This window comes from Actinoplanes sp. NPDC024001, from assembly GCF_040638955.1.
In the GTDB taxonomy this organism is placed as follows: Bacteria; Actinomycetota; Actinomycetes; order Mycobacteriales; family Micromonosporaceae; genus Actinoplanes.
In genome coordinates, this window is sequence record NZ_JBEZZB010000020.1 from 15,243 (window position 1) to 37,237 (window position 21,995).

Below are 21,995 nucleotides of genomic sequence, written 5' to 3' on the forward strand. Positions count from 1 at the left end.
CAAAAGATGTGCAAGAACCTAACATCATGATCATTGCGCGGTGAAGGATGTGCCGCCGACTGTGTTCCTCGTCTATCCCGGACGCGGATGAGCCGGGCCGCGCCGGGCCCGGCTCATCCGCGTGCCTCTAGTCCAGGGCACCCTTGATCTTGTTGACGACGTTGGCGACGCCCTGCGTGTGCGCGCCGGCGCCGGTGCCCGGCTTGCCCTTGCCCATCGAGCCGTCGTAGGTGACGAACAGCCGGGGGTCCGGCGCCGGGCCCAGCGGCCGGTCGTCGGTGAGCGGCTGCGCGTCCGGGACGTAGACGATGTCGTCCCTGCCGTTGAGCGCCGGACCGCGCGCCCACCGCCCCTCGCCGGCGGTGCTCTCCGGGTCGAAGCTGTAGAAGGTGTGGTTCGCCTCCGGGTGCTCGTGCTCGGCGTTGGAGTCCTCGATGCCGTTCTCGGTGAAGCCGTCCTCGATGAGCTGCTCGATGCCGAGCAGCCACTGCTGCTGGTGGTAGGTGTCACGGGCCAGGTTGAACTGCAGCATGTCCTTGATCCCACGATCGTCGGTCATGTTGTAGATCCGGCTGGTCTGGAGCCGGCTCTGCGCCTCGGCGGCCACGTTGGAACGGAAGTCGGCGAGCAGGTTGCCACTGGCCACGATGTAGCCGGCGTTCCACGGCACACCCTGACTGTTCGTCGGCATCGGGCCGCCGCCGGTGACGATCGCGTGCTGCGGGTTCTGCCCGCCGAGCACCGCGGCGAGCAGCGGGTTGGCCGCGGCGGCCTTCTCGGTGGCCTCCGCGGGAGCGCCTTCCAGCAGCCGGGCCAGCATGGTCGTGAGCATCTCGACGTGACCGATCTCCTCGGTCGCGATGTCCATGATCATGTCCTTGTGCTTGCCGGGCACCCGGCACGACCAGCCCTGCCACAGGTACTGCATCATCACGGTCATCTCGCCGAACTGACCGCCCACCAGCTCCTGCAGTTTCGCGGCGAAGAACGCGTCCGGCTTCTCCGGCTTGGCCTGGAACTGCAGGTAGTCGACGTGCTTGAACATCAGGTGCTCCTCTCGAAGTGGTCCTGCACGCTGATTCGGCTACCCGAGCAGGTGGCCCGCCGAGGTCGTCCGCGGCCCGAGCGGGCCGCAGGTCCGGGGCACACCGGCGGCATGGTGGTTCTCGACCTCGCTGTGCCGCTGAAGAACCGGGTGATCCGGGTGGCCCCGTGGTTCGGTCCGGCTTTCGTGGCCGCGATCGCCTACGCCGACCCGGGGAACTTCGCCACCAACTTCACCGCCGGCGCGACCTACGGGTACCTGCTGGTCTGGGTGATCGTGGCGGCCAACCTGATGGCCATGCTGATCCAGTCGTTGTCGGCGAAACTGGGCCTGGTCACCGGGGGCGACCTGCCCGAGCTGTGCCGCGAGCACCTGCCCCGGCCGGTGGCCCGCGGGCTGTGGGTGCAGGCCGAACTGGTGGCGATGGCCACCGACCTCGCCGAGATCGTCGGCGGCGCCCTCGCGCTGTACCTGCTGTTCGGCATGCCGCTGCCGCTGGGCGGCCTGATCACCTGTGTCGTGGCGTTCGGGCTGCTGGAGCTGCACCGGCGCGGGATCCGCCGGTTCGAGGCGGTGATCGGCGCCCTGCTCGGCGTGATCCTGCTCGGCTTCCTCTACAACGCGCTGCGCGCCGGCGGTGACGGCGCCGCGTTCGCCGGCGGCCTGCTGCCGTCGTTCGCCGGCACGGACAGCCTGCTGCTGGCCACCGGCATCCTCGGCGCCACCGTGATGCCGCACGTGATCTATCTGCACTCGTCGCTGAGCAAGTCGCGGGCGGTGGCCGCCGCCGACCCTGCCCGGCGCAGCGAGGCGCTGCGCTGCCAGCGTGCCGACACGATGATCGCGCTCGGCGCGGCCGGGCTGGTCAACCTGGCCATGCTGGTGATCGCGGCGCAGCTCTTCTTCGGCTCCTCGATCGGCGGGACCGACACGCTGGAGGGCATCCACGCGGGACTCGGGACGGTGCTGGACGGGCATGCCGCGCTGGCGTTCGCCGTCGCCCTGCTCGCCTCGGGTCTCGCGTCGTCGGGCGTGGGCACCTACGCCGGTCAGGTGGTGATGCAGGGATTCATCGGCCGCAGCATCCCGTTGCTCGCCCGCAGGCTGATCACGATGGCCCCGGCGATGGCCGTGCTGCTGATCGGCGTCGACCCCACCAGCGCGCTGGTCTGGTCGCAGGTGGTCCTCTCGTTCGGTGTGCCGTTCGCCCTGGTCCCGCTGATCTGGCTGACCCGGCGGCGCGACGTGCTGGGTGACCAGGTCAACCGCCCGATCACCACGGTGACCGCATCCGCCGCGGCCGCGCTGATCATCGTCCTGAACGCGTTCCTGCTGGTGCGAATGCTTGGTTGAGCGTCGCCGATCGGGGAAACCGGCCGCATGCCGACCGACTACAGCAGACCGGCCACGCCCGCCAGCGCGGCGGCCTCGGCGCGGCTGGAGACGTGCAGTTTGCGCAGCAGCGTCGCGGTCTGCCGCTTGACGGTGCGTTCCGAGACATGGGTCCGCGCCGCGATCTCCAGCGTCGACGATCCGGCGGCGATCAGCTGCAGCAGCCGGCGCTCCGGCGCGGACAGTGACTCGGCCGCCGGGTGCGCCACCCGGTGGCGGTCGCGGCTCAGCAGCTCGGCGAGCAGGCGGTCGGGCAGCACCACCCAGCCACCGATCGCGGCGAGCAGTGGCTGGAGAAGGTCAGCGGCGTCGCTGGTCTTCGGCAGGAATCCGGCGGCTCCGGCGCGCAGCGCCTCCAGCGCCACCGCCGGGTCGTCGTCGCCGGACATCGCCAGCACGCGCGCCCGCGGCGCGGCTCTGCGGACCGCGCCGATCGCCCGCAGGCCGCCCGGCGGCGGCATGTGCAGATCGACCAGAGCGAGATCGGGTACGGCGTGGCGCACCACACTCGCCGCGTACGCCGCGTCGCCGGTCGCCGCCACGACAGTGGCCCGGCCGTCGCTCACCTCCGGCAGCAACAGTTCCAGTCCCCTCACGAAGAGGTCGTGATCATCGATGATCGCCACTCGAATTCCCGTGTGCATGGCGGCCGGTTCCCACGCCGGGAGCGAGTTATGCGACTGAGCCGGCACCGCACGCCCGTCGATCCCGGTCTGCTGCTGGTCCGCAGTGTCTGCCACGAACTGCGGCCGCCGATGGCCACGCTGGCCGGCCTGCTGCGGGCACTGGAGAACGCGCCGGCCGAGCCACGCCGCACCGAACTGGCCCGTCTGGCGGCGGCACACGTGGCGTACGCCGAAGCGGTCCTCGGTGAGGTCGCGCAGACCGTGGCGGGCCGTGCCGACCGCAGCGTCGCGCCGGTGCCGCTCGGCCGGCTGCTGCCGGCGGTGGTGAGCACGGTGCCAGCCGGGACGCTGGCGGTCTCGGCCGGCCGTGCCGCTCTGCGCTGGCCGGTGCATCCGCAGCACACCCAGCAGATTCTGATCAACCTGGTGGGCAACGCGGCGCGGCACGCGCCCGGTCCGGTCCGGCTGGCCGCCGGGGTGAGGGCGCGGCGCGTCCGGATCGCGGTCATCGACCACGGTGGTCCTACGCCGGCGCTGCGCGCGGCCCTGCAGCGGCGGACCCCACCCCCGGACGATCACGGTCTTGGCCTGTGGGTGGTGCGGGAGTTGCTCGACGCCCTCGGCGGCACCGTGCGCGCGCGGCCGCTGGCGCCCACCGGCCTCGCGATGGAGGTCGCCCTGCCGCGCTATCGCCGGTGACCCGTGCGGGTCGCCGATCGGCCCCGCCGGGCCGTCGGGGCGGGGAATGGGAGCGGCATGAAGCCGGAGCTCACCCTACGGACACTCGTCGTCGCCCCCTGGCTCGTGGCACTGCTCTACGCCGGGCCGGGCGTTGACACCGGCCTGCTGGCGCTAGCGATCCTGCTGGTCTGGGCCGCGCCGCTGGTCCGCGACCGGCGGCCCGGCCCCCGGTCCCGCTGAGCAGCCGGGTCAGCGTGGCACGGCCTGCGCTTGACACGATGCCGGGTGGGCCGGGAACCCCAGTGCGGGGGAGAGGTCGCCGGCCACGCCGGCGGCGGTCAGCGCGTCCGCGACGCTGCCCCGCGCGTTGACGACGTGGTAGGAGCAGTGGTGCCGCAGCGCCGCCAGGTGACCGTCCAGCAGGCTCCGGATGCCGGCCGCCGCCAGGAACGTGACGCCGTCCAAGTCGATGATCAGGGCGGTGATGCCGCTCTGCACGGCTGCGTTCACGATGATCAGACTGAGCGCTTCGTCGCTGTCGTTGTCGATCTCGCCGTGCACGGCTATCCGGACCGCGCCGTCGCCCTCGTCGTACTTGTGCACCGTGAACGGGCCCTTCATCGTCTGTCCTCTCCTGAGCCCGCCGCCGGTCCGGTCCCTCACGATTGTGCGGTACCCGCGGGTCGGACGTGATAGCAGTCTTCCGAAGGACTGAGGCATTCTTCGGTATTCCGCGTCCATTCCTCACAGATATGGCCGATCAGATGTCCCGGAACGTGTGGCGAGGTCAGCGGGATGCCCGGGTGGTGACCCGTGCGGATCTGGGCGCCTGGCTGCTGAAGGGCAATGCCGACCTGACCGGTCTGCTCGGCCGCTTCGCTGACGAGCCGCACGTGCGGCGATGGTGTGTGCAGCGCAGTTACCGGCTGGAGCTGATGGAGGCGGGCCAGCCGGTGCTGTTCTGGGCCAGCGGCAGCCGCCGCCGCGACCTCGCCTACGGGATCTGGGGATGCGGGCGGCTGCTGGGGCCGCCCCGTCCGGAGGCCGACGGCCCCGGCTGGTGGGTGCCGCTGGACCTGACGATCGCGCCGCCGTCCGCCTGGATCGGCCGGGACGTGCTGCGCGTCCACCGCGAGCTGGCCGATCTCGAGGTGTTGCGGCAGCCGCAGGCGGCGAACCCCTCGTTCGTGACCGTGCGCCAGTGGGAGGCGATCCGCCGCGATTTCGCCCTGGCCGCCGGCGCCGGTGAGGGGCCGCCGGGGACAACTAACCCGGACCAGGTCACTCCGCGGCACGAATTGCCCTAGCTTAGGCCTCGTCATCTTCGGGCGAGTCTATTGAAATGGGGCATATCGTGCTTGTCTCCCGGACGTCCGTACACCTCCGAGCCGGCCTGGTGGCGGCTCTCGCCGCAACGCTGGCGTCGCCGGCCGCGGCTCTCGGCGCGCCGGTCACCGACGGGCCCGGCGCCTACGCCCTCAACGGGACGGCCCGGGTCACCGGCGCCGATCCGTCGGTCATCCAGTTGACCGGTGGCGGGTTCAAGCAGGCCGGTTCGGTGTGGGCCGGCGGGACGGTCGATCCGGCCGGTACGTTCGAGGTCGAGTTCACCGCCCACCTGCGCGGCGCCGAGCGGGGCGCCGACGGCATCGCGCTCGTGGTGCAGGGTCAGGGCCCGCGGGCGCTCGGCGGCTGGGGCGGCGGCCTCGGCTACCGCGGTGTCCGGCAGAGCGTCGCGGTCGAGTTCGACACCCACCGCAACGCCTCGGATCCGGACGGGAATCATCTCGCCGTGACTCTCGGCGGAAACCCGGACCGCCAGCAGGCCGTGACCGACCCGGGGATCGCCCTGTCCGGCCAGCCGTTCCGCGTGCGGGTCCGGTACGAGGCCGGGCGCGAGCTGCGGGTCTACCTCGGCGCCGACCTCTCGGCCCCCGCGCAGCGGCTGGTTCTCAGCCAGCCCGTCGATCTCGCGGGCGCGGTCGGCGGACCGGTGGCCTGGGTCGGCTTCACCGGTTCGACCGGGCTGGTCACCTCCGAGCAGCACGTCTACGACTGGACGATCGGCGTCACCGGCTGAGTCCTACCCCGTGCGGATGCCGGCCGCGACGTTTCGTCCCCGCCGAGGTGGGGAAGACGGCGGCGATACGTCCGGCCGCCGATCGCGCTGCGTGGTGCCGGGCGCCGACGTGAGGGGTGGAACACCGATGGCGCGACGCGACCTGATCGTGGTCGGTGGCTCGGCCGGCGCTCATGCGGCGCTGCGCAGCATCCTGGCCCGCCTGCCGGTGGATCTGCCGGCCGCGGTGCTGGTGGTGACCCACCTGGCGCCCGGCCCGCGCAGCGCGCTGGCCGACATGCTGGCCACGAGCTCGGCGCTGCCCGTGGTCACGGCCGTCGACGGCGAACGGGTGCGGCCGGGCCGGGTCTACGTGGCGATCCCGGACCGTCACCTGCTGATCGGCGCCGGCGATGTCATGCGGTTCAGCGCCGGCCCACGGGAGAACCGGGTACGCCCCGCGGTGGACACGCTGTTCCGCGCGGCGGCACGATGGGCTGGTCCACGGGTCATCGGGGTGGTCCTGTCCGGAAGCCTGGACGACGGTGCCGCGGGGCTGGCCGCGGTGGTCGAGCAGGGCGGCGCGGCGCTGATCCAGGACCCGCGGGAGGCGCGTTTCCCGGGCATGCCCGCGGCGGCGCTGGCAGCGGTGCCGTCAGCCGCGGTGGCGCCGGCCACGGACCTGGCGCGGCTCATCACGCAGTGCGCCGGACAGCCGGCAGCGGAAGCCGGCGAAGCGGACGAAGCGCTGATCTGGGAGACGGACATGATCGCCGACGGGCGCACCGACGCCGGCCAACCGCAGGAGCCGATCGCCCTGGGCTGCCCCGAGTGCCGCGGCGGCATGTACGAGGTGCGCACCGGCCGGGCCGTCCACTACGTGTGCCACGTCGGTCATTCCTGGTCGCCGGAGTCGTTCGTCGCGGCCAGCGACGACGGCATCGAGGAGGCGCTGTGGACGGCCGTCAGCGCGATGCAGGAGAAGATCACCGTGCTGCGCGGGCTGGCCGCGCACGCCGAACGGACCGGTGATCATGACCGGCACCGGATCTACCGGTCGGAGGCGGAACGCGTCCACCGGGACTCGGAGCTGGTGCGCCGCCGGGTGCTCGGCGCCGGCCGCCATGGGCAGGAGACCGGACGGGCGCCGGCCGACCGGTCGGTCCTCGATCCCGATTGACGAACACTGTTTGAACCGTCCCGGCCAGGGCACGATCCGCGTGCATCGGATCGAGCAGGGTGGAGGCGGCATGCCGGTCGAGCCACAGACGGCGGTGAGCCGGGCGGACACGGCGCGGGAGGACTTCGACGAGGTCGCCGAGCGCTACGCCCGCGAGCGAGGAGCCGGAGACGCCGTACGGGACCGCCGGCTGCGCGACGAGATGATCTGTGCCGTGCTGCCGATGGCGGAACGGCTGGCCGCGAAGTACCGGGGCCGCTCGGAACCGCTGGCCGACCTCGAGCAGGTGGCCCGGCTGGGCCTGGTGAAAGCCGTCGACCGGTACGACCCGCTACGAGGCTCGTTCACGGCGTACGCGGTGCAGACGATCGTCGGCGAGCTGAAGCGTCACCTGCGCGATCACGCCTGGGCGGTGCACGTGCCGCGCCGGATGCAGGAGATGGCGCTGGCGGTCACGCACCACGAGGCCGAACTGACGCGGGAACTGGGCCGCGAACCGACCGAGGCCGAGGTGGCGGCGAAGGCCGGGCTCGCCGCGGACGAGCTGAAGCGCGCGCGGCTGTCCACGGCCGGGTACCGTTCGCTCTCCTTGAACACGCCGATCGGTGACGGATCAGCCCAGGTCGGTGACCTCTTCGGGGATCTCGACGGCGCCCTGGAGAAGGTGGCCGACCAGCTCACGGTCGCCGAGATGATGGCCCGTCTGCCGGAGCGGGAGCGGCACATCGTGGTGTCGACGTTCTACGGCGGGCGTACGCAGTCCGACATCGCGGCGCAGCTGGGCGTCTCGCAGATGCACGTGTCGCGGATGCTGTCCCGGGTGCTGAGCTGGATGCGCGCTGGCCTGCTCACCGACCGCATCCCGCGGTGGCCGGCCGCGGACGATCCGGCGCTGACGCCGTTCGAGGTCGAGTTCCGGCTGGTGTCCGGCGTTCTGGAGATCGCTGTCGGGGGCGAGGTGGACCGCGACAACGCCGATCGGTTGCGGACGGCACTGCTGGACCTGGTCTGCCGGCAGCCGTCCGGTCAGCGGGTGGTGCTCCGGCTCGACCGGGTGCCGCTGCTGGACGCGGCCGGCGTACGGGTGCTGCTGAACGTCTACGAGGCGGCGCAGGCCCGTGGCGTGACGGTGACCGCGGCCGGGTTGTCCCCGATGGTTCGCAAGATCGCCACCGTGGCCGGGCTGACGTCGATGCTGGCCGCGGCGGAGGGCGCGCCGGAGTGAGCCGGACCGTGGGAGCACGGCCGGCGTCGCTCCGATCGTCACGCGCCGGTCAGCGGTCGATCATCCGCTGCATGTTCTCGGGGTAACGGTCGCCCTCCACCGTGATCTTCGCGGCCGCCTCGTTGATCTCGGCGAGGTCGTCGGCGGTCAGCTCCAGATCGGCGGCCGCGACGTTCTCGGCGAGGCGCTGGACGTTGCGGGTGCCGGGGATCGGGACGATCCAGGGCTTCTGCGCCAGCAGCCAGGCGAGGGCCACCTGGGCCGGCGTGGCGCCCTTGCCGGCGGCCACCGTGGCGAGCAGGTCCACCAGGGCCCGGTTGGCCCGCAGCGCCTCGGCGCTGAACCGGGGGAGACCGCCGCGGATGTCGCCGTCGGCGAACGTCGCGCTCTGGTCGATCTTGCCGGTGAGAAAACCCCGGCCGAGAGGGCTGAACGGCACGAAACCGATGCCGAGCTCCTCCAGGACGGGCAGGATCTCCGTCTCCGGCTCGCGCCACCACAGCGAGTACTCACTCTGCAGGGCGGTGACCGGCTGCACGGCGTGGGCCCGGCGGATGGTCCGCGCACCGGCCTCGGACAGGCCGAAGTGCTTGACCTTGCCGGCCTCGATGAGCTCCTTGACCGTGCCGGCGACGTCCTCGATCGGTACGTCCGGGTCGACCCGGTGCTGGTAGAACAGGTCGATAGTCTCGACGCCGAGCCGGCGCAGGGAGGCGTCGGCGACCTGGCGGATGTGCTCGGGGCGGCTGTCCAGGCCGGTCTGCCGGGCGCCGGAGCCGAAGGCGAACCCGAACTTGGTGGCGATGGCGACCTGGCCGCGGAACGGGGCGAGGGCCTCGCCGACGACCTCTTCGTTGACGAACGGGCCGTAGACCTCGGCGGTGTCGAAGAAGGTGACACCCGCCTCGACAGCGGCGCGGATGACCGCGATGCCGTCGGCACGGTCGCTGGCCGGCCCGTAACCGTGGCTGATGCCCATGCAGCCCAGCCCGACGGCGGAAACCTCGAGGGCGCTGCCCAGGGTGCGGTGGTGCACTGTCGACTCCCGTCTGCTCTCGATCATGTGCGACCTCGACGCTACGTCGCCCGATTCCGCGACGGGAGGTTCTGTCAGTACCTGGGAATGGTTTCCCGGCTCATTCCGCATTGGTCTGCGGCGGCGCCAGAAGTCTGAGAAGCCGCCGCGCCTCAGCGCGGCGGCCGGGTTTTCGGGAGAACAGATTGACGGCGGCCGCGCCCATGAAGACCAGGGACTTGGTGGCGGGCCAGAGGAACAGAACGGCAGGAATCAGAGCGGGTTCGAGGTTTGGCATCGCGGGGTCTCCTCAATGAGTTCGGCGCTACTCCTTGAGCGTGAACCCGGAACCGGTGGAGGCGCTCGTGCGCTGACTCAACACCGACGCAGCTTTACAATTTTCCCGATGAAGCGCTTTCCACCGGGCGGCTCCGGAGAGGACGGACGGGTGCGCGCGGTGCCCGCCGGCGGTTGTTCGACCATCGTGGACCGTGGGATCCTGTGTGTCTGACATAACTTGACGAGTCCTTGCGCGGTTCGGAGCGTGCTGCGTGGCCATCGCACTCCCGGGTCGGGATCGCCTTCCCCCGGGGCCGAAACGCGACTTCGTCACGGCGATCCACGCCCTCTACGACCTCGCCGGCCAGCCCGCCGCACGGCAGATCAGCCGGGCGATCTTCAAGACCTCCGCTGCGGAGACCGTCTCGCACGAGACAGTGAGTGCCGTCCTGCGCGGCGACGTCATCCCGACCTGGGGCAAGGTGCAGTCGATCGTCACCGTGCTCGTCCGGATGTCGATCCGCAGACAGGATCTCGACGTCGTGCTGGACGACATCCAGGGGCTCTGGATCCGGGCCAAGCAGGCCGTTCCGCGTGAGCCGGCCGTTCAGCAGGCGCCCGTGGGACCCCCGTCGCACCCGCCGTCACCGCACCCACCGCCGCCGGTGCCGCCGTCGCCGCAGCCGGAGGTGGTCGCCGGCGAGCCGGCCGTCGCGGCCGAGGATCCGGTCATCGGCAGCCTGCCGGAGCGCAATCCCCATTTCACCGGCCGTGAGCTGCTGCTGGACAGCATGCATCACCACCACCTGAGCAATCCGCACGCGCCCCTGGTGCTGTACGGGCTGGGCGGCGTCGGCAAGACGCAGCTGGCCCGGGAGTACGTGCACCGGTTCGCCGGTCAGTACTCGGTGCTGTGGTGGGTGCCGTCCGACCGGCCCGAACAGGCGCGGGCGTCGCTGGTCAGCCTGGCGGAGCGGCTCGGCCTGCCGTTGCGGGACAACGCGGAGCAGACGATCACCGGGCTGTTGAGCCGGCTGGAGTCGCAACAGGTCAGCTATCTGATCGTCTTCGACGGGGCCGAGGGCGACGACATCCGCGATTTCCTGCCGTCGGTGGGCGGCAACGTCATCGTGACCACCCGCGATCCGGCCTGGGCGCACGGCAGCGGCAACCTGGACCTGGAGGTGCCGGACTTCGACCGGGCCGAGGCCATCCAGTTCCTGCGCAAACGGGATCGTCAGATGACCGGTCAGCAGGCCGATGAGGTGACCCAGCGGCTGGGGCGGCTGCCGCTGGCCCTGGAGGGCTTCGCCGCGCTGCGGCTGGCCACCGAGCAGTCCTGGGAGGAGTTGCTGGCGCGGCTGGACGACCCGGCGCCGCCGTCGGTCGCGACCGCCGAGGCGGAACCGGCCCACTATCCGCACACGGTGGCGGCCGCCCTCCAACTCGCCCTGGACCGGCTGGGCGTCGCCAACCCGGTGGCGGTGCTGGTCTTCGAACTGTTCGCGTGGTTCGGCTCCGAGCCGGTCTCCATCCCCCTGCTGCGGTCCGGGTCGAGAGGCATCGAGGATCCGCGGCTGCGCCGGGCGCTGGGCAATCCGATCGCGTTGCGGCGCGCCGTTCAGGACATCAACAAGTTCGGTCTCGGCCGGCTGCACACCGAGGACCAGCGGATCGAGGTGCAGCCGCTGATGCGCCTGGCGCTGCGGGACGCCCTTTCCCGTACGGATCGCGAGCGCGCCCGCCGGAACGTGCACGGCATCCTGACCACGGTCGACCCGGGCTGGCCGGACAAGCTCGTCCTGTGGGACATGCACCGGGCGATGGCGCCGCACGTGCTGCCGGCCGGCCTCATCCACTCGCGCAACGTCGCGACACTGCAGACGGTCCACCACCAGATCCGCTACCGCTACCTGATCGGCGACTACGAGGACGCCCGGCGGCTCGGCGAGGCGGCGGTGCGGACGTGGCGAGCGCCGGACTTCCTCGGTCCCGATCACGGCTTCGTGCTGATGGTCACCCGGGAGTGGGCGAACGCGCTGCGGGCGCTGGGCCAGTACCCCCGGGCCCGGGAGCTGACAGCCGATGCGATGGAGCGGCTTCGCGCCAATCCCCGCTACGGCGAGAACCATCAGTACTTCCTCGACATGGCCCGCAGCCACGCGGCCGACCTGCGGATCGCCGGTGAGTTCCAGGCGGCGCTCACCCTGGACCAGACCAGCTGCGCGGGCCACGAGCGCCAGTTCGGCAGGGACGACGACCGTACGATCGCCAGCCGGCACAACCTGGCGGTGACTCTGCGCCTGCTCGGCGACTTCGCCGCGGCCGAAGGGGTGGACCGGCAGGAGGTGGCTCACCATCTCGCCTCCCGGGGCGAGGCGGATCGCCTCACCCTGCTGGCGGTCAACGCGCTCGCCGAGGATCTCTACGGGCTCGGCCGGTATCGCGAGGTCATCGAGCTGCAGGCACAGGCCCTGGAGACCGCCCAGGGTGTGCTGCGCCCGGGTGACCACGGCATCCTGCACGCCCGCCGGACGATCGCGATCGCGCACCGCCGGCTGGGTGCGGTGGACGCCGCCGTGGAGCTGCTGCGCGAAACCTACGACGAGCTCGTCGCGTCCTTCGGCGCGGATCATGAGTACACGCTGGCGACGGTGATGAGCTATGCGAACGCGCTGCGCGACCGCCGGCGGCCGGGCGAGGCCTACGCGTACGCCATGGACGCGGTGAACGCCTATGAGCAGGCGTTCGGTCAGTCGAATCCGCTGACCCTGGCGGCCCAGGTGAATCTGGCGGTCATCCTGCGCTCGCGCGGGGATCGGTTCCAGGCGCGGCGTGCCGACGAGGCGGCCTATCGGGGCCTGGCCGCCGGGGTCGGCGAGCGTCATCCGTTCACGGTCGTCGCCATGATCAATCTGGCGACCGACATGGCGCTGGCGGAGGAGTGGGAGGCGGCGCGGTCATTGTCCGAGAAGGCGTGGAGCCTCTCGAAAGACGTACGCGGACCGTTTCATTCGGACACGCTGGCGGCCGCGGCGAACTTGACGATCGATCGGGGCGATCGGGGTAACGGTGAGCCATCCCTCGATCACATTCTCGCGGAGATGCGGCGTACGCTGGGACGAGAGCATTCCACCGTGGCCGATGTTGCCGCTGGGATTCGGGTCGAGTGCGATATCGAGCCGCCGTCAACGTGACGCGCCGAGGCTGGAAAAACTTGACAAACCCGATCTGACATCTCTTGACAAGACGCGATCGCTATTTGCCGTTAGCCTCCCCACGGGGTAGTGCATGCTGTGTGACCTACACCATTTGCATATTTGGGTTAAGTCGGACAAATTGACGTCGCGTCTACGGTCGTCCCGCCGGCGGGAGCGCGGCGGGAAGGATACTTCGTGGACACCGCATCCCTCCCCGACCAGGGCGCTGATCCTTTGTCGATCCCACTGATCGACGTTTCCGAGCTGCCCCTCGCCGCGATCAACGCGGCCGCCTCCGACGTCCTGGCCCGCTCCCTGCGTCAAGTGATCGCCAGCATCGACGACCCCAACGGCGTGATCTCAGCATTCCAGTCGGTCGTCGCGGACGGATGACTTCTGACACGGTGCGCGCCGCTCAACGGGCGGCGGCACCCTGGCCGTACGCCACGCTTGACGTCGCGGCGCTGCGCGCCGCCGGCTGGCAGCCCACCGCGCTGCGTGAGGTGGTCCTGAAGGTCCATCAGCGCTGCAACCTCGCCTGCGACTACTGCTACGTGTACGAGCTGGCGGACCAGAGCTGGAAGACCCGGCCCGCCGCCATGCCGGATCAGGTGTGGCGGCTCGCGCTCGACCGCCTCGCCGAGCACGCCCGCCGCCACGAGCTGCGCAGCGTGCGGGTCGTCCTGCACGGCGGCGAACCGCTGCTGTTCGGCCGGGAGCGGCTCGCCGAGCTGGCCGCCGCCGTGCACACCACGCTGCCGGACACCTGCCGGGCCGACATCGTGATGCAGACCAACGGCGTACGGCTCGACCTGCCCACGATCGACATGCTGCACCGGCACCGCATCCGGGTCGGTGTCAGCGTCGACGGGGTGCAGGCCGACCACGACCGGCACCGGCGCACCCGCAGCGGCCGCGGCAGTTTCGCCGCCGTGGCCGCCGCGCTGGAGCTGCTGGGCCGGCCGGAGAACCGGCGGGTCTACGGCGGCATCCTGTGCACCGTCGCCCCCGGCACCGACCCGATCGCCTGTTACGAGCAGCTGCTCAAGTTCGAGCCGCCGGCCATCGACTTCCTGCTGCCGCACGCGAACTGGGACCAGCCGCCGGCCCGGCCCGGGGGCAACGAGACGGCCTACGCCGACTGGCTCATCGCGGTGTTCGACCACTGGTACACCGCCGACCCCGCGCCGGACGTGCAGATCCGCCTCTTCGAGGACGTCATGCGGCTGGTGTTCGGCGCCGGCAGCAGCAGCGAGCAGGTCGGGCTCAGCCCGTCCGGGATGCTCGTGGTCGAGTCGGACGGCAGCTACGAGCAGGTCGACGCCCTCAAGTCGGCGTACGAGGGCGCCTGCGCCACCGGCCTGGACGTGTGGCACGACGACTTCGACGCCGTCCTGGCCGACCCCGGCATGATCGCCCGGCAGATCGGGGTGCGCGCCCTGTCGCCGACCTGCCTGCGGTGCCCGCTGCACCAGGTCTGCGGCGCCGGCCACTACGCCCACCGATACCGCCGCGGCGAGGGCTTCCACAACCCCTCGGTCTACTGCGCCGACCTGGCGAAACTCATCAACCACGTGCACACCCGCCTGGCGGCCGACGTCCGCCGGCTGGTGTCCTGACCGGGAGCGACATGACCAGCTACCACAGCCTCCCGCCGGCGCTGTTCACCGCGCTGGCGACCGGCGGCGGCGGGCCCGAGGCCATCGAGGCGCTCCGGGCCGCCCAGGTCAGCAAGCACCTGCTGCTCATCGGGCACCTGCTGGACAGCTGGCCGGCCGGCCTGCCCGGGCGCGAGGAGACCACCCGCGCCCTGGAGCGGGCGCGCCAGGCCGCGCCGGAGCGGTTCCGCGACGTGATCGGCGCGCCGCTGGTCGGTTCCTGGTCCGGCATCGCCACCCGGGCGGTCGAGCACGGTGGGGCGGCGCCGGCCGAGTTCCTGCACCTGGGCGCCCTCGCCGTGGTGGCCTGCGCGGCGGCCGGCCTGGACGCGGCCGCCGACGTGCCGGTGCACGACGGGAAGATCGTCCTGCCGGGCCTGGGCGCGATCGAGGCGCCGGAGGCCACCGCGGCGCGGGCCTTCGCCGAAGCGGGACACATTCGGGTACGCATGCGCACGCCGCACGGCGAGCGGGCGACCGTGGTGCCCGGCGACGGTGCGGGCTGGCAGCCGGTGCGAATCCTGCGCGGCGACGCGGCCGGGCTGAGCATCGACCTCGGGCTCGACGACGTGCACCCGTACCGGCACGGGCACCACGCCCCGCCCGCCAACCGGCTGCCCGACGGCGAGGTGGCGCTCTGGCAGGACGAGTTCGCCGAGGCCTGGGCACTGCTCGCGGACCTGGCCCCGGAGCGGGCGGCCGAACTCGGTGCCGGGCTGCGGACGCTCGTTCCCCTCGTACAGGAAAATGCCCGGACCGCTCGCAGCGCGACCATCAGGCACGCCTTCGGCGTGTTCGGCCTGACCCGGCCGCCGTCGGCGGCGGAGTTCGCGGTGACGCTCGTCCACGAGTTCCAGCACTCCAAGCTGAGCGCGCTGCTCGATCTCACCGCGCTGACCGACCCGCGCGACGAGGGCCGCTACTTCGCGCCGTGGCGCCTCGACCCGCGGCCGCTGGCCGGGCTGATGCAGGGCGTCTACGCCTTCGTGGGCGTCACCGACACCTGGCGCGCGCTGCGTGCCGCACCGGGCCTGGAAACCCTCGCCGAGCGCAAGTTCGTGGAGTCCCGCCTGCAGGTCGACCGCGGCCTGACCTCGATCGAGGAGTCCGGCGCGCTGACCGCCGACGGCGTACGGCTGGTCGCCGAGCTGCGCCGCACCACCGACGCGCTGCTCGCCGAACCGGCCGCGCCCGGCGTCGTGCGCGCCGCCGAGGACGAGCTGCGGCACATCCACCAGGGCTGGCTGGACCGCAACCGGGCGGGCGCGGCGGTCTAGGTGGGGGGCGGCTCGATGTCGCCCTCCAGCCGGTGGCCCTGCTCGGCCAGCACCACCTCGGGGTGGCCGCTGCCGAGCGCCCGGCGCAGGCTGGCCAGCGAGTTCTGCAGCAGCGACTCGGCCGCCTCGGCCGAGCCCGTCGCGCGCAGGTCGTGCGACAGGTTGACCGCCCGCATCAGCACGTAGGGATGCTCGGCGCCGTCGCGGGCCGCGGTGGCGCCCCGGTCGGCCTCGCGGCTGAGCTCCAGCATCGCCCGGGACAGCTGCAGCGCCCGCTCGTGCTCGCCGGCCCGGGCGTGGTCGGTGGCGAGCGAGACCCCGGCGCAGATCGTGTACGGATGGTCCGCGCCGAGCACCTGCCCCAGCTGCTCGAAGCTGTCGGTGTCGAGCCGGCGTGCCTCGCTGAGCTGGCCCAGCGCCCGGCGGGTGATCGCCTCGTTGACGTGGGCGACCAGGGTCAGCGGGTGGGCGTCGCCGAAGTTGTTCCGGTAGCGGCCGAGCGCGTCGATGATGTGGCGCAGCGCCTCCTCCGCCTCGCCGACCTCCCGCAGCACGTTCGCGTAGCTCATCGTCGCCGCCACCGCGAACTCGTGGTCCGGGGTGAACCGTTTCTCGGTGCGGTCGCGGATCTCGCGCATCACCTCGGCCGCCTCGGCCAGCCGGCCGGCCTTGCGCAGGGTGATCGCGTACGTCCGGCCGGCCAGCAGCACCTGGCTGTGGCCGGGACCCTGCAGCTCCTGCAGCACCGAGCGCCAGTTCTCCATCCGGTCCAGCGCCGCGGTGTAGGCGCCCAGGCCGTACTCACTGCGGGCCAGGTTCATGTAGGCGTACAGCGCGCGGGGGTCGGTGGCGCCGACGTCCGCCCAGTGCGCGGCGATCTGCTGGTCCAGGGCCTGGGCTTCGAGGAAACGCCCGATCATCCGGTAGTCGACCGCCAGATTGGCCTCGGCGCGCAACGTATAGGTCTCGCCCGCGCCGAAAACCTGCCGGTGCAGTTCGACGTTCTCCATGTCGAACTCGAATGCTTCCTGATAGCGCCCGGCGATGCGCAGATCCAGGCCGACCTGATTGCCGGTGATCAATGTGAACTCGTGCCGGGGACCGAGCAGCGGATTGGTGCGGAACCGCGGATAGGTCTCGTCCATCAGTTTCTTGGCGGCGCGGCTGTCGCCGAGGGTACGGGTGGCGTTGGCGAGCTGGGCCTGCGCCATCAGCGTCTGCTCGCCGTCCGGGCCGAGGTGGTCGTCGCCGGTGACCGCGGCCCAGTGCTGTGCGGCCAGCTCGGCCAGGTAACGGCTGTTCTCGTAGTCGCCGCTGAGGTACAGGTAGCGGGAGTGGTCCAGCACGGCCTGCCGGGACGCGTACGTCCGGGAGTCGATCAGCCGGGCCGGCTCGATGTGCGGGCCCATGTCGCGCTGGCGTTCCCACTCGCCGTGCTCGTCCGGGTCGCCGGGGTTGGCGGCGGCGAGCAGATGCTGCACGTTGAGCAGCGTCTCCGCGCTCTGCTCCGGGCTCAGCGTGTCCCGCAGCACCCGCTGGACGAGCCGGTGCACCTGGATGCGCTGCAGCGGGTCGACCTTGGCCAGGCCGTAGCGGCTCAGGTCGCGCACCGTCCGGTTCATCGGGATGGAGGCGGCCAGGATGCTGCGCAGCGGTTCGGTGACCGCGGCCTTGCTGCCGTGCCGCAGCAGCGACAGTGGGATCGGCTCGCCGCCGAGGTAGGCGAAGAGCGCGAACAGCTGCGCGGTCGCCTCGGCCGAGGCCCGCAGTTTCTCCACGGCCAGCGCCACGAACGCGGCCACCGTGAACGGGTAGTTGGCGGGTTTGCCCTCGTCGAGCAGTTCCCGGGTGTGGCTGTCGAGCAGGTCGATGTACTCCCGGACCGGCATCGCGGTCGCCAGGTACCACGCGACGGCCTGCTCCAGCGCCAGCGGCAGGTCGCCGAGCCGCTCGGCCAGCTCGTCCGCCTCCTGCGCGGAGATCCGCGGGTTGCCGTGCACGTCCTTGCTGCGGTTGGCGAGCAGCTCGATGCTCTCCTCGCGCTTGAAGACGTCCACCTCGATCGCGGCGCCGACCTTGCTCCACTCCTGGATCCGGGTGGTCACGATGACGTGGCCGCCGGTGGAGGGCACCAGGTGCTGCAGGGTCGCCGGGTCGTCGGCGTTGTCGTAGACGAGCAGCCAGTCCAGGTCGCTGCCGGCCAGCGTGTCCAGCACGGCCCGGGCGGTCTCCTGCCGGTCCTCGGTGGACGGCACCCCGAGCCGCTCGGCCAGCTGCGCGAGGGAGGTGAGCACGGCGGCGGTCTGCTCGGCCGGGATCCACCAGACCAGATCGTATTGATCCAGGTGGCGGTAGACGAACTCGATGACCAGCTGGGTCTTGCCGACACCGCCGAGGCCCTGCAACGTCTGCGGCAGCACGGACGTGGTGGAACTGGTCCGCAACGCCTCGGCGAGCCGGTCCAGCAGCGCCACCCGGCCGGTGAAGTTGCGGTTGCGGATCGGCACGCCGCTCCAGATCAGGCCCTGCTCGTCGGCCCGCCGCCCGCGGATCCGGCCGGCGCCGACGGTGAACGGCACCACCCGGGCCGGCCGGCTGCTGCCGATGACGATGCCGCCGGAGACCGTGGACATCCAGTCGCGCAGCAGGTTCTGCTCCGGGCCGGTCTCGATCTCGGCCAGCCGGTCCACGAAGGCGAGCAGCGGCGGCGTGCCGGCCTCGGACAGCGGCAGCCGCTCCATCGCCCGGATCGCTGCCGGGATGTCCCGCCAGATCTGCAGGGTGCGCAGCTCGGGCACGTCGCCGACGACGTTGACCGCGTCGGCGATGTCCACGATCGAGATCTCGGTGAGGATGTCGCGCAGCCGGTCCCGGTCCGGCTGGGCGAGCAGGACCGGGCCGACGACGTCGTCGGCCAGCTCCACGAACCGCGACGACGCCTCGCCCGGATGGTGCTGGTGGACCACCCGCGCCAGCGTGCGCAGCCCACCCGAGACGGCGGCCGAGGCGGTGACGATCGCGGCCAGGTCGCCGTTGACGGCGTCGTGCCGGGGTGGATCGAAGGGGCGCTTGAGGGCGCCGCGCAGCTCGCGCACCCGGGCGTCCCGCGCGGTGCGGTCGGCCAGGCCGGGAACCTGGAGCAGCGAATCGATCAAACCGTCGAGCTGGCTTTGACTAAATCGCGCTTCTGACACGGTTATCCATTCCGACGCGCGGCAGCACCCTGAAAGGGAAGGATATCCAAGCAGCCTACGGGCCGGAATCGCCGGAATCGCTGGATGGCGAAGGTGGCACGCCGGTATTCGCACCGGTGTGACCCCGGTGCCCGGTGCCCGTGTGTTCCACGGGCGCGGTGCCGCGCCCAGGCGCGCGACGGTGATCTCACATTCAGAAGGGACATGTGATGATGACCGTCGCTGACGTCATGGTCGCCACGCTGAAGGCCTCCGGCGTCCGCCGGGTCCACGGTCTGCCCGGTGACTCGCTCAACGGCCTGACCGACGCGCTGCGCCGCGACGGTGAGGTGAGCTGGCAGCACGTGCGGCACGAGGAGGCGGCGGCGTTCGCCGCGGCCGGTGAGGCCGCCGTCACCGGGGAGCTGGCGGTGTGTGCCGCCAGCTGCGGGCCGGGCAATCTGCACCTGATCAACGGCCTGTTCGACGCCCAGCGCAGCGGGGTGCCGGTGCTGGCGATCGCCGCGCACATCCCGCGCGCGGAGATCGGCACCGGCTACTTCCAGGAGACCCACCCGCAGGACCTGTTCCGTGAGTGCAGTGTCTACAGCGAACTGGTCAGCACCGCCGAGCAGCTGCCCCGGGTGCTGGAGATCGCCATGCGCAGCGCGATCGAGCGCCGCGGCGTCGCCGTGATCGTCGTCCCGGGCGAGCTGTTCCGGGACCGGGCGCCGTCCGGGACCCGGGTGCACGCCATCCGGCCCGCGGTGTCGGCACGGGTGCCGGGCGACGCCGACCTGGCGGCCGCCGCCGAGATCCTCAACGGCGCCGGGCGCGTCACCATCCTGGCCGGCGCCGGCTGCGAGGGCGCGCACGACGAGCTGCTGGCGATCGCGGAACGGCTCCGGGCGCCGGTCGTGCACGCGCTGCGCGGCAAGGAGTTCGTCGAGTACGACAACCCGTACGACGTCGGGATGACCGGACTGCTCGGTTTCCCGTCCGGATACCGGGCGATGGAGCACTGCGACGCGCTGCTGATGCTCGGCACCGACTTCCCGTACCGGGCCTTCTACCCGGAGCGGGCCAGGGTCGTGCAGGTCGACATCCGCGGCGAGCGCATCGGCCGGCGGGTCCCGGTGGACGCCCCGCTGGTCGGCGGGGTGAGGGAGACCGTGACCGCGCTGCTGCCCCGGCTCACCGGTGGCCGGGGTGACGAGCACCTGAGCACGATGCGGGCGCACTACCGGCGTACCCGGGCCCGGTTCGACTCGCTGGCCCGGGCCGGCCACGGCCACGGGGCGGTGCATCCGCAGGCCGTGGCCGCCGCGGTCGACCGGCTCGCCGCCCGCGACGCCGTCTTCCTGCCGGACGTCGGCACACCCACCCTGTGGGCGGCCCGCTACCTGTCGATGAACGGCAGCCGCCGGCTGATCGGCTCGTTCAACCACGGGACGATGGCGAACGCGCTGCCGCAGGCCATCGGCGTGCAGGCGGCACAGCCGCGGCGACAGGTGGTCACCCTCTCCGGCGACGGCGGCCTGGCGATGCTGCTCGGTGAGCTGCTCACCCTGCGCCAGCAGCGGCTGCCGGTGAAGGTCGTGGTGCTCAACAACGACGCGCTCGCCTTCGTCGAGCTCGAGATGAAGGCCGACGGCTTCGTCAACTACGGCACCGAGCTGACCAACCCCGACTTCGCCGAGGTCGCCCGGGCGGTCGGCCTCTTCGGGGTACGGGTGGAGCACGCGGGCGAACTCGACGCGGCCCTGGAGAAGGCGTTCGCCCACGACGGCCCGGCCGTGGTCGACGTCGTCACCGTCCGGCACGAGCTGGCGATCCCGCCGCGGGTCAGCCTGGAGCAGGTGAAGGGCTTCACGCTGTGGGGCACCCGGTCGGTCCTGGGCGGCGCCGGCGACGACGTGATCGACGTGGCCGGCGCCAACCTGCGTCAGCTGGCCCTGGAGTAGGCCTTGCCGGATCCGCTCACCGGTCCGGCAGATGTGCCCGCAGGGCCGCGGCGATCTCCCCGGCGGCGGTCAGCTGCTCCGGGGTGAGCGCGTCGACGAACAGCTCCCGGATGGCACGCAGGTGCGGGACGGTCGCCGCCCGGAAGGCCTCGGCGCCGGTCTCGCTCAGCACGACCTCGGCGCCCCGGTTGTCGGTGGCGCACTCCTCGCGCCGGATGAGCTGCCGGCGCTCCATCCGGGCGAGGTGGTGGGACAGCCGGCTGCGCTCCCAGCCGATGAGCGTGGCCAGCTCGGACGAGCGCAACCGGGTGCCGGGGGCCTCGCTGAGGGCGAGAAGCACGGCGTAGTCGCCGGGGGACAGCCCGGTGTCCCTCTGCAGGCGTGCGGTGAGATGGCCGCGCAGCGCCTCGGTGGTCTCCACGAACTCGCGCCAGGTGCGCAGTTCGTCACGGGTGGGGAGGTTCCGCTGGCCGGCCATGGTGGCCACCTCCTATGGCTGACATGTCAATGACATGATGCCACGAACGGCCGGGGAACTCCGCGGGTCGCGGTCAGGACGCGTCGTCGGCGAGGGCGTCGAGCCGGTCCTCCAGGGCGGGCTTGAGCGCGCCGGCCGAAGAGTCGATCACCTGCACGTTGGCGGCGGCCGACCCGCCGCCGACGGTCAGGAACTGCACGCCCGGATAGGTGGCGGCGTTCTTGGCGACCGAGGCGATCTGGGCCTCGCCGACGGCGATCACCACGTTGCACCGGCTGTTGGCCAGCGAGGCCAGATAGGTCGTGGCGTTCTCGGCCGTCTGCGGGCCGTCGACCTGCAGGTGCTGCACCTTCACCAGGCTGGTCACCGAGGCGTCCTGCATCGCCGTCCACACCGGCTTCGCGGGGTCGGCGGCGATCCCCTTCTCGTCGGTGAGCAGGCAGGCGGTGGCGTCGAGATACTCCCGCTGGCGCGGCGGCTCCGGCCACAGCGCCCACGTGACCACACCCGCGACGACGAGTGCCGCGCCGGCGCCGGCGCCGATGACGAGCCGCCGGGACGGCCGGAACCCGGGCTGCTGCACGGGTGCTCGCCGGATGGGACGCGAGCGCACCTGTTGGGACATCGGGGCAGGCTATGTGGACACCGGCAAGAAAATCAAGATCTTGCGTATATCGATGATCTTCCCGCATGCTTCCCGGCGCTGTGTATTTGCTGAGAGCGGGGGCTCGCCCATGAGGCGC

At 71.9% G+C, this 21,995-nt stretch carries 20 protein-coding genes; 12 read left to right on the forward strand and 8 right to left on the reverse strand.

Features of this window, described 5'->3' with window-relative positions; genetic code table 11:
- Positions 1 to 127 precede the first annotated feature (127 nt).
- On the reverse strand, positions 128 to 1,045 hold the full coding sequence (locus AB0F81_RS10500) for a manganese catalase family protein (protein ID WP_360194194.1): 918 nt from the start codon (positions 1,043 to 1,045) through the stop codon (positions 128 to 130).
- A 111-nt stretch (positions 1,046 to 1,156) separates the two neighbouring features.
- Here AB0F81_RS10500 and AB0F81_RS10505 point away from each other — a divergent pair, with 111 nt between their 5' ends.
- Complete coding sequence (locus AB0F81_RS10505; RefSeq protein WP_360194197.1) at positions 1,157 to 2,398, forward strand: Nramp family divalent metal transporter; 1,242 nt, start codon at positions 1,157 to 1,159, stop codon at positions 2,396 to 2,398.
- 38 nt (positions 2,399 to 2,436) lie between these two features.
- Here the strand turns inward: AB0F81_RS10505 and AB0F81_RS10510 are convergent, their stop codons facing one another.
- Positions 2,437 to 3,081, reverse strand: coding sequence for a response regulator transcription factor (locus tag AB0F81_RS10510; RefSeq protein ID WP_360194200.1), 645 nt, complete (start codon positions 3,079 to 3,081; stop codon positions 2,437 to 2,439).
- 30 nt (positions 3,082 to 3,111) lie between these two features.
- Between AB0F81_RS10510 and AB0F81_RS10515 the strand changes: the two genes are divergently transcribed.
- Positions 3,112 to 3,762 carry a HAMP domain-containing sensor histidine kinase gene (locus AB0F81_RS10515; protein WP_360194203.1) on the forward strand — a complete coding sequence of 217 codons (651 nt, stop codon included), beginning with the start codon at positions 3,112 to 3,114 and terminating at the stop codon, positions 3,760 to 3,762.
- A 57-nt stretch (positions 3,763 to 3,819) separates the two neighbouring features.
- Entirely contained in the window at positions 3,820 to 3,984 is a 165-nt protein-coding gene (locus tag AB0F81_RS10520; protein ID WP_360194206.1) for a hypothetical protein, read from the forward strand.
- A 9-nt stretch (positions 3,985 to 3,993) separates the two neighbouring features.
- Here the strand turns inward: AB0F81_RS10520 and AB0F81_RS10525 are convergent, their stop codons facing one another.
- Positions 3,994 to 4,365: an STAS domain-containing protein gene (locus AB0F81_RS10525; RefSeq protein ID WP_360194208.1), complete on the reverse strand. Its 372-nt coding sequence runs from the start codon at positions 4,363 to 4,365 to the stop codon at positions 3,994 to 3,996.
- A 143-nt stretch (positions 4,366 to 4,508) separates the two neighbouring features.
- Here AB0F81_RS10525 and AB0F81_RS10530 point away from each other — a divergent pair, with 143 nt between their 5' ends.
- The 4 genes from AB0F81_RS10530 (at position 4,509) to AB0F81_RS10545 (ending at position 8,208) form a co-directional block, all read left to right on the forward strand.
- Complete coding sequence (locus AB0F81_RS10530) at positions 4,509 to 5,051, forward strand: hypothetical protein (RefSeq protein ID WP_360194211.1); 543 nt, start codon at positions 4,509 to 4,511, stop codon at positions 5,049 to 5,051.
- A gap of 47 nt (positions 5,052 to 5,098) precedes the next feature.
- A complete protein-coding gene (locus tag AB0F81_RS10535) occupies positions 5,099 to 5,824 on the forward strand; it encodes an L-type lectin-domain containing protein (protein ID WP_360194213.1) in 726 nt (241 codons plus the stop codon).
- Between the two features lie 127 nt (positions 5,825 to 5,951).
- Positions 5,952 to 6,983, forward strand: coding sequence for a chemotaxis protein CheB (locus tag AB0F81_RS10540; RefSeq protein ID WP_360194216.1), 1,032 nt, complete (start codon positions 5,952 to 5,954; stop codon positions 6,981 to 6,983).
- Positions 6,984 to 7,053: 70 nt separating this feature from the next.
- Positions 7,054 to 8,208 carry a sigma-70 family RNA polymerase sigma factor gene (locus AB0F81_RS10545; protein WP_360194219.1) on the forward strand — a complete coding sequence of 385 codons (1,155 nt, stop codon included), beginning with the start codon at positions 7,054 to 7,056 and terminating at the stop codon, positions 8,206 to 8,208.
- 49 nt (positions 8,209 to 8,257) lie between these two features.
- On the opposite strand, the gene AB0F81_RS10550 is transcribed toward AB0F81_RS10545, so the two are convergent.
- On the reverse strand, positions 8,258 to 9,271 hold the full coding sequence (locus tag AB0F81_RS10550; RefSeq protein WP_360194222.1) for an aldo/keto reductase: 1,014 nt from the start codon (positions 9,269 to 9,271) through the stop codon (positions 8,258 to 8,260).
- Between the two features lie 73 nt (positions 9,272 to 9,344).
- Positions 9,345 to 9,521 carry a hypothetical protein gene (locus AB0F81_RS10555; RefSeq protein WP_360194225.1) on the reverse strand — a complete coding sequence of 59 codons (177 nt, stop codon included), beginning with the start codon at positions 9,519 to 9,521 and terminating at the stop codon, positions 9,345 to 9,347.
- A 253-nt stretch (positions 9,522 to 9,774) separates the two neighbouring features.
- Between AB0F81_RS10555 and fxsT (AB0F81_RS10560) the strand changes: the two genes are divergently transcribed.
- The 4 genes from fxsT (AB0F81_RS10560) to AB0F81_RS10575 all read left to right on the forward strand — a co-directional run bounded on the left by fxsT (AB0F81_RS10560) (position 9,775) and on the right by AB0F81_RS10575 (position 15,637).
- Positions 9,775 to 12,699 (forward strand): FxSxx-COOH system tetratricopeptide repeat protein, encoded by a 2,925-nt coding sequence (gene fxsT, locus AB0F81_RS10560; protein ID WP_360194228.1) that lies wholly within the window; start codon positions 9,775 to 9,777, stop codon positions 12,697 to 12,699.
- A gap of 198 nt (positions 12,700 to 12,897) precedes the next feature.
- On the forward strand, positions 12,898 to 13,095 hold the full coding sequence (gene fxsA, locus AB0F81_RS10565) for an FxSxx-COOH cyclophane-containing RiPP peptide (RefSeq protein ID WP_360194231.1): 198 nt from the start codon (positions 12,898 to 12,900) through the stop codon (positions 13,093 to 13,095).
- The gene (locus AB0F81_RS10570; protein ID WP_360194233.1) at positions 13,092 to 14,321 is read left to right on the forward strand and encodes an FxsB family cyclophane-forming radical SAM/SPASM peptide maturase; all 1,230 of its coding nucleotides are present in this window, start codon (positions 13,092 to 13,094) and stop codon (positions 14,319 to 14,321) included. Before fxsA ends, AB0F81_RS10570 begins: the two co-directional genes overlap by 4 nt.
- 11 nt (positions 14,322 to 14,332) lie before the next feature.
- Positions 14,333 to 15,637, forward strand: coding sequence for an HEXXH motif domain-containing protein (locus AB0F81_RS10575; RefSeq protein WP_360194236.1), 1,305 nt, complete (start codon positions 14,333 to 14,335; stop codon positions 15,635 to 15,637).
- On the opposite strand, the gene fxsT (AB0F81_RS10580) is transcribed toward AB0F81_RS10575, so the two are convergent.
- Positions 15,634 to 18,792: an FxSxx-COOH system tetratricopeptide repeat protein gene (gene fxsT, locus AB0F81_RS10580; protein ID WP_360194239.1), complete on the reverse strand. Its 3,159-nt coding sequence runs from the start codon at positions 18,790 to 18,792 to the stop codon at positions 15,634 to 15,636. The genes AB0F81_RS10575 and fxsT (AB0F81_RS10580) overlap by 4 nt on opposite strands.
- Before the next feature lie 248 nt (positions 18,793 to 19,040).
- On the opposite strand from fxsT (AB0F81_RS10580), the gene poxB reads away from it, so the two are divergent.
- Positions 19,041 to 20,774, forward strand: a complete 1,734-nt coding sequence (gene poxB / locus AB0F81_RS10585; RefSeq protein WP_360194242.1) for a ubiquinone-dependent pyruvate dehydrogenase — start codon at positions 19,041 to 19,043, stop codon at positions 20,772 to 20,774.
- 16 nt (positions 20,775 to 20,790) lie between these two features.
- Here poxB and AB0F81_RS10590 read toward each other — a convergent pair whose 3' ends face one another.
- Together AB0F81_RS10590 and AB0F81_RS10595 are read right to left on the reverse strand one after the other, a co-directional pair.
- Positions 20,791 to 21,252 carry a MarR family transcriptional regulator gene (locus tag AB0F81_RS10590; RefSeq protein WP_360194244.1) on the reverse strand — a complete coding sequence of 154 codons (462 nt, stop codon included), beginning with the start codon at positions 21,250 to 21,252 and terminating at the stop codon, positions 20,791 to 20,793.
- 73 nt (positions 21,253 to 21,325) lie between these two features.
- Complete coding sequence (locus AB0F81_RS10595; protein ID WP_360194247.1) at positions 21,326 to 21,877, reverse strand: hypothetical protein; 552 nt, start codon at positions 21,875 to 21,877, stop codon at positions 21,326 to 21,328.
- Positions 21,878 to 21,995: the final 118 nt, after the last annotated feature.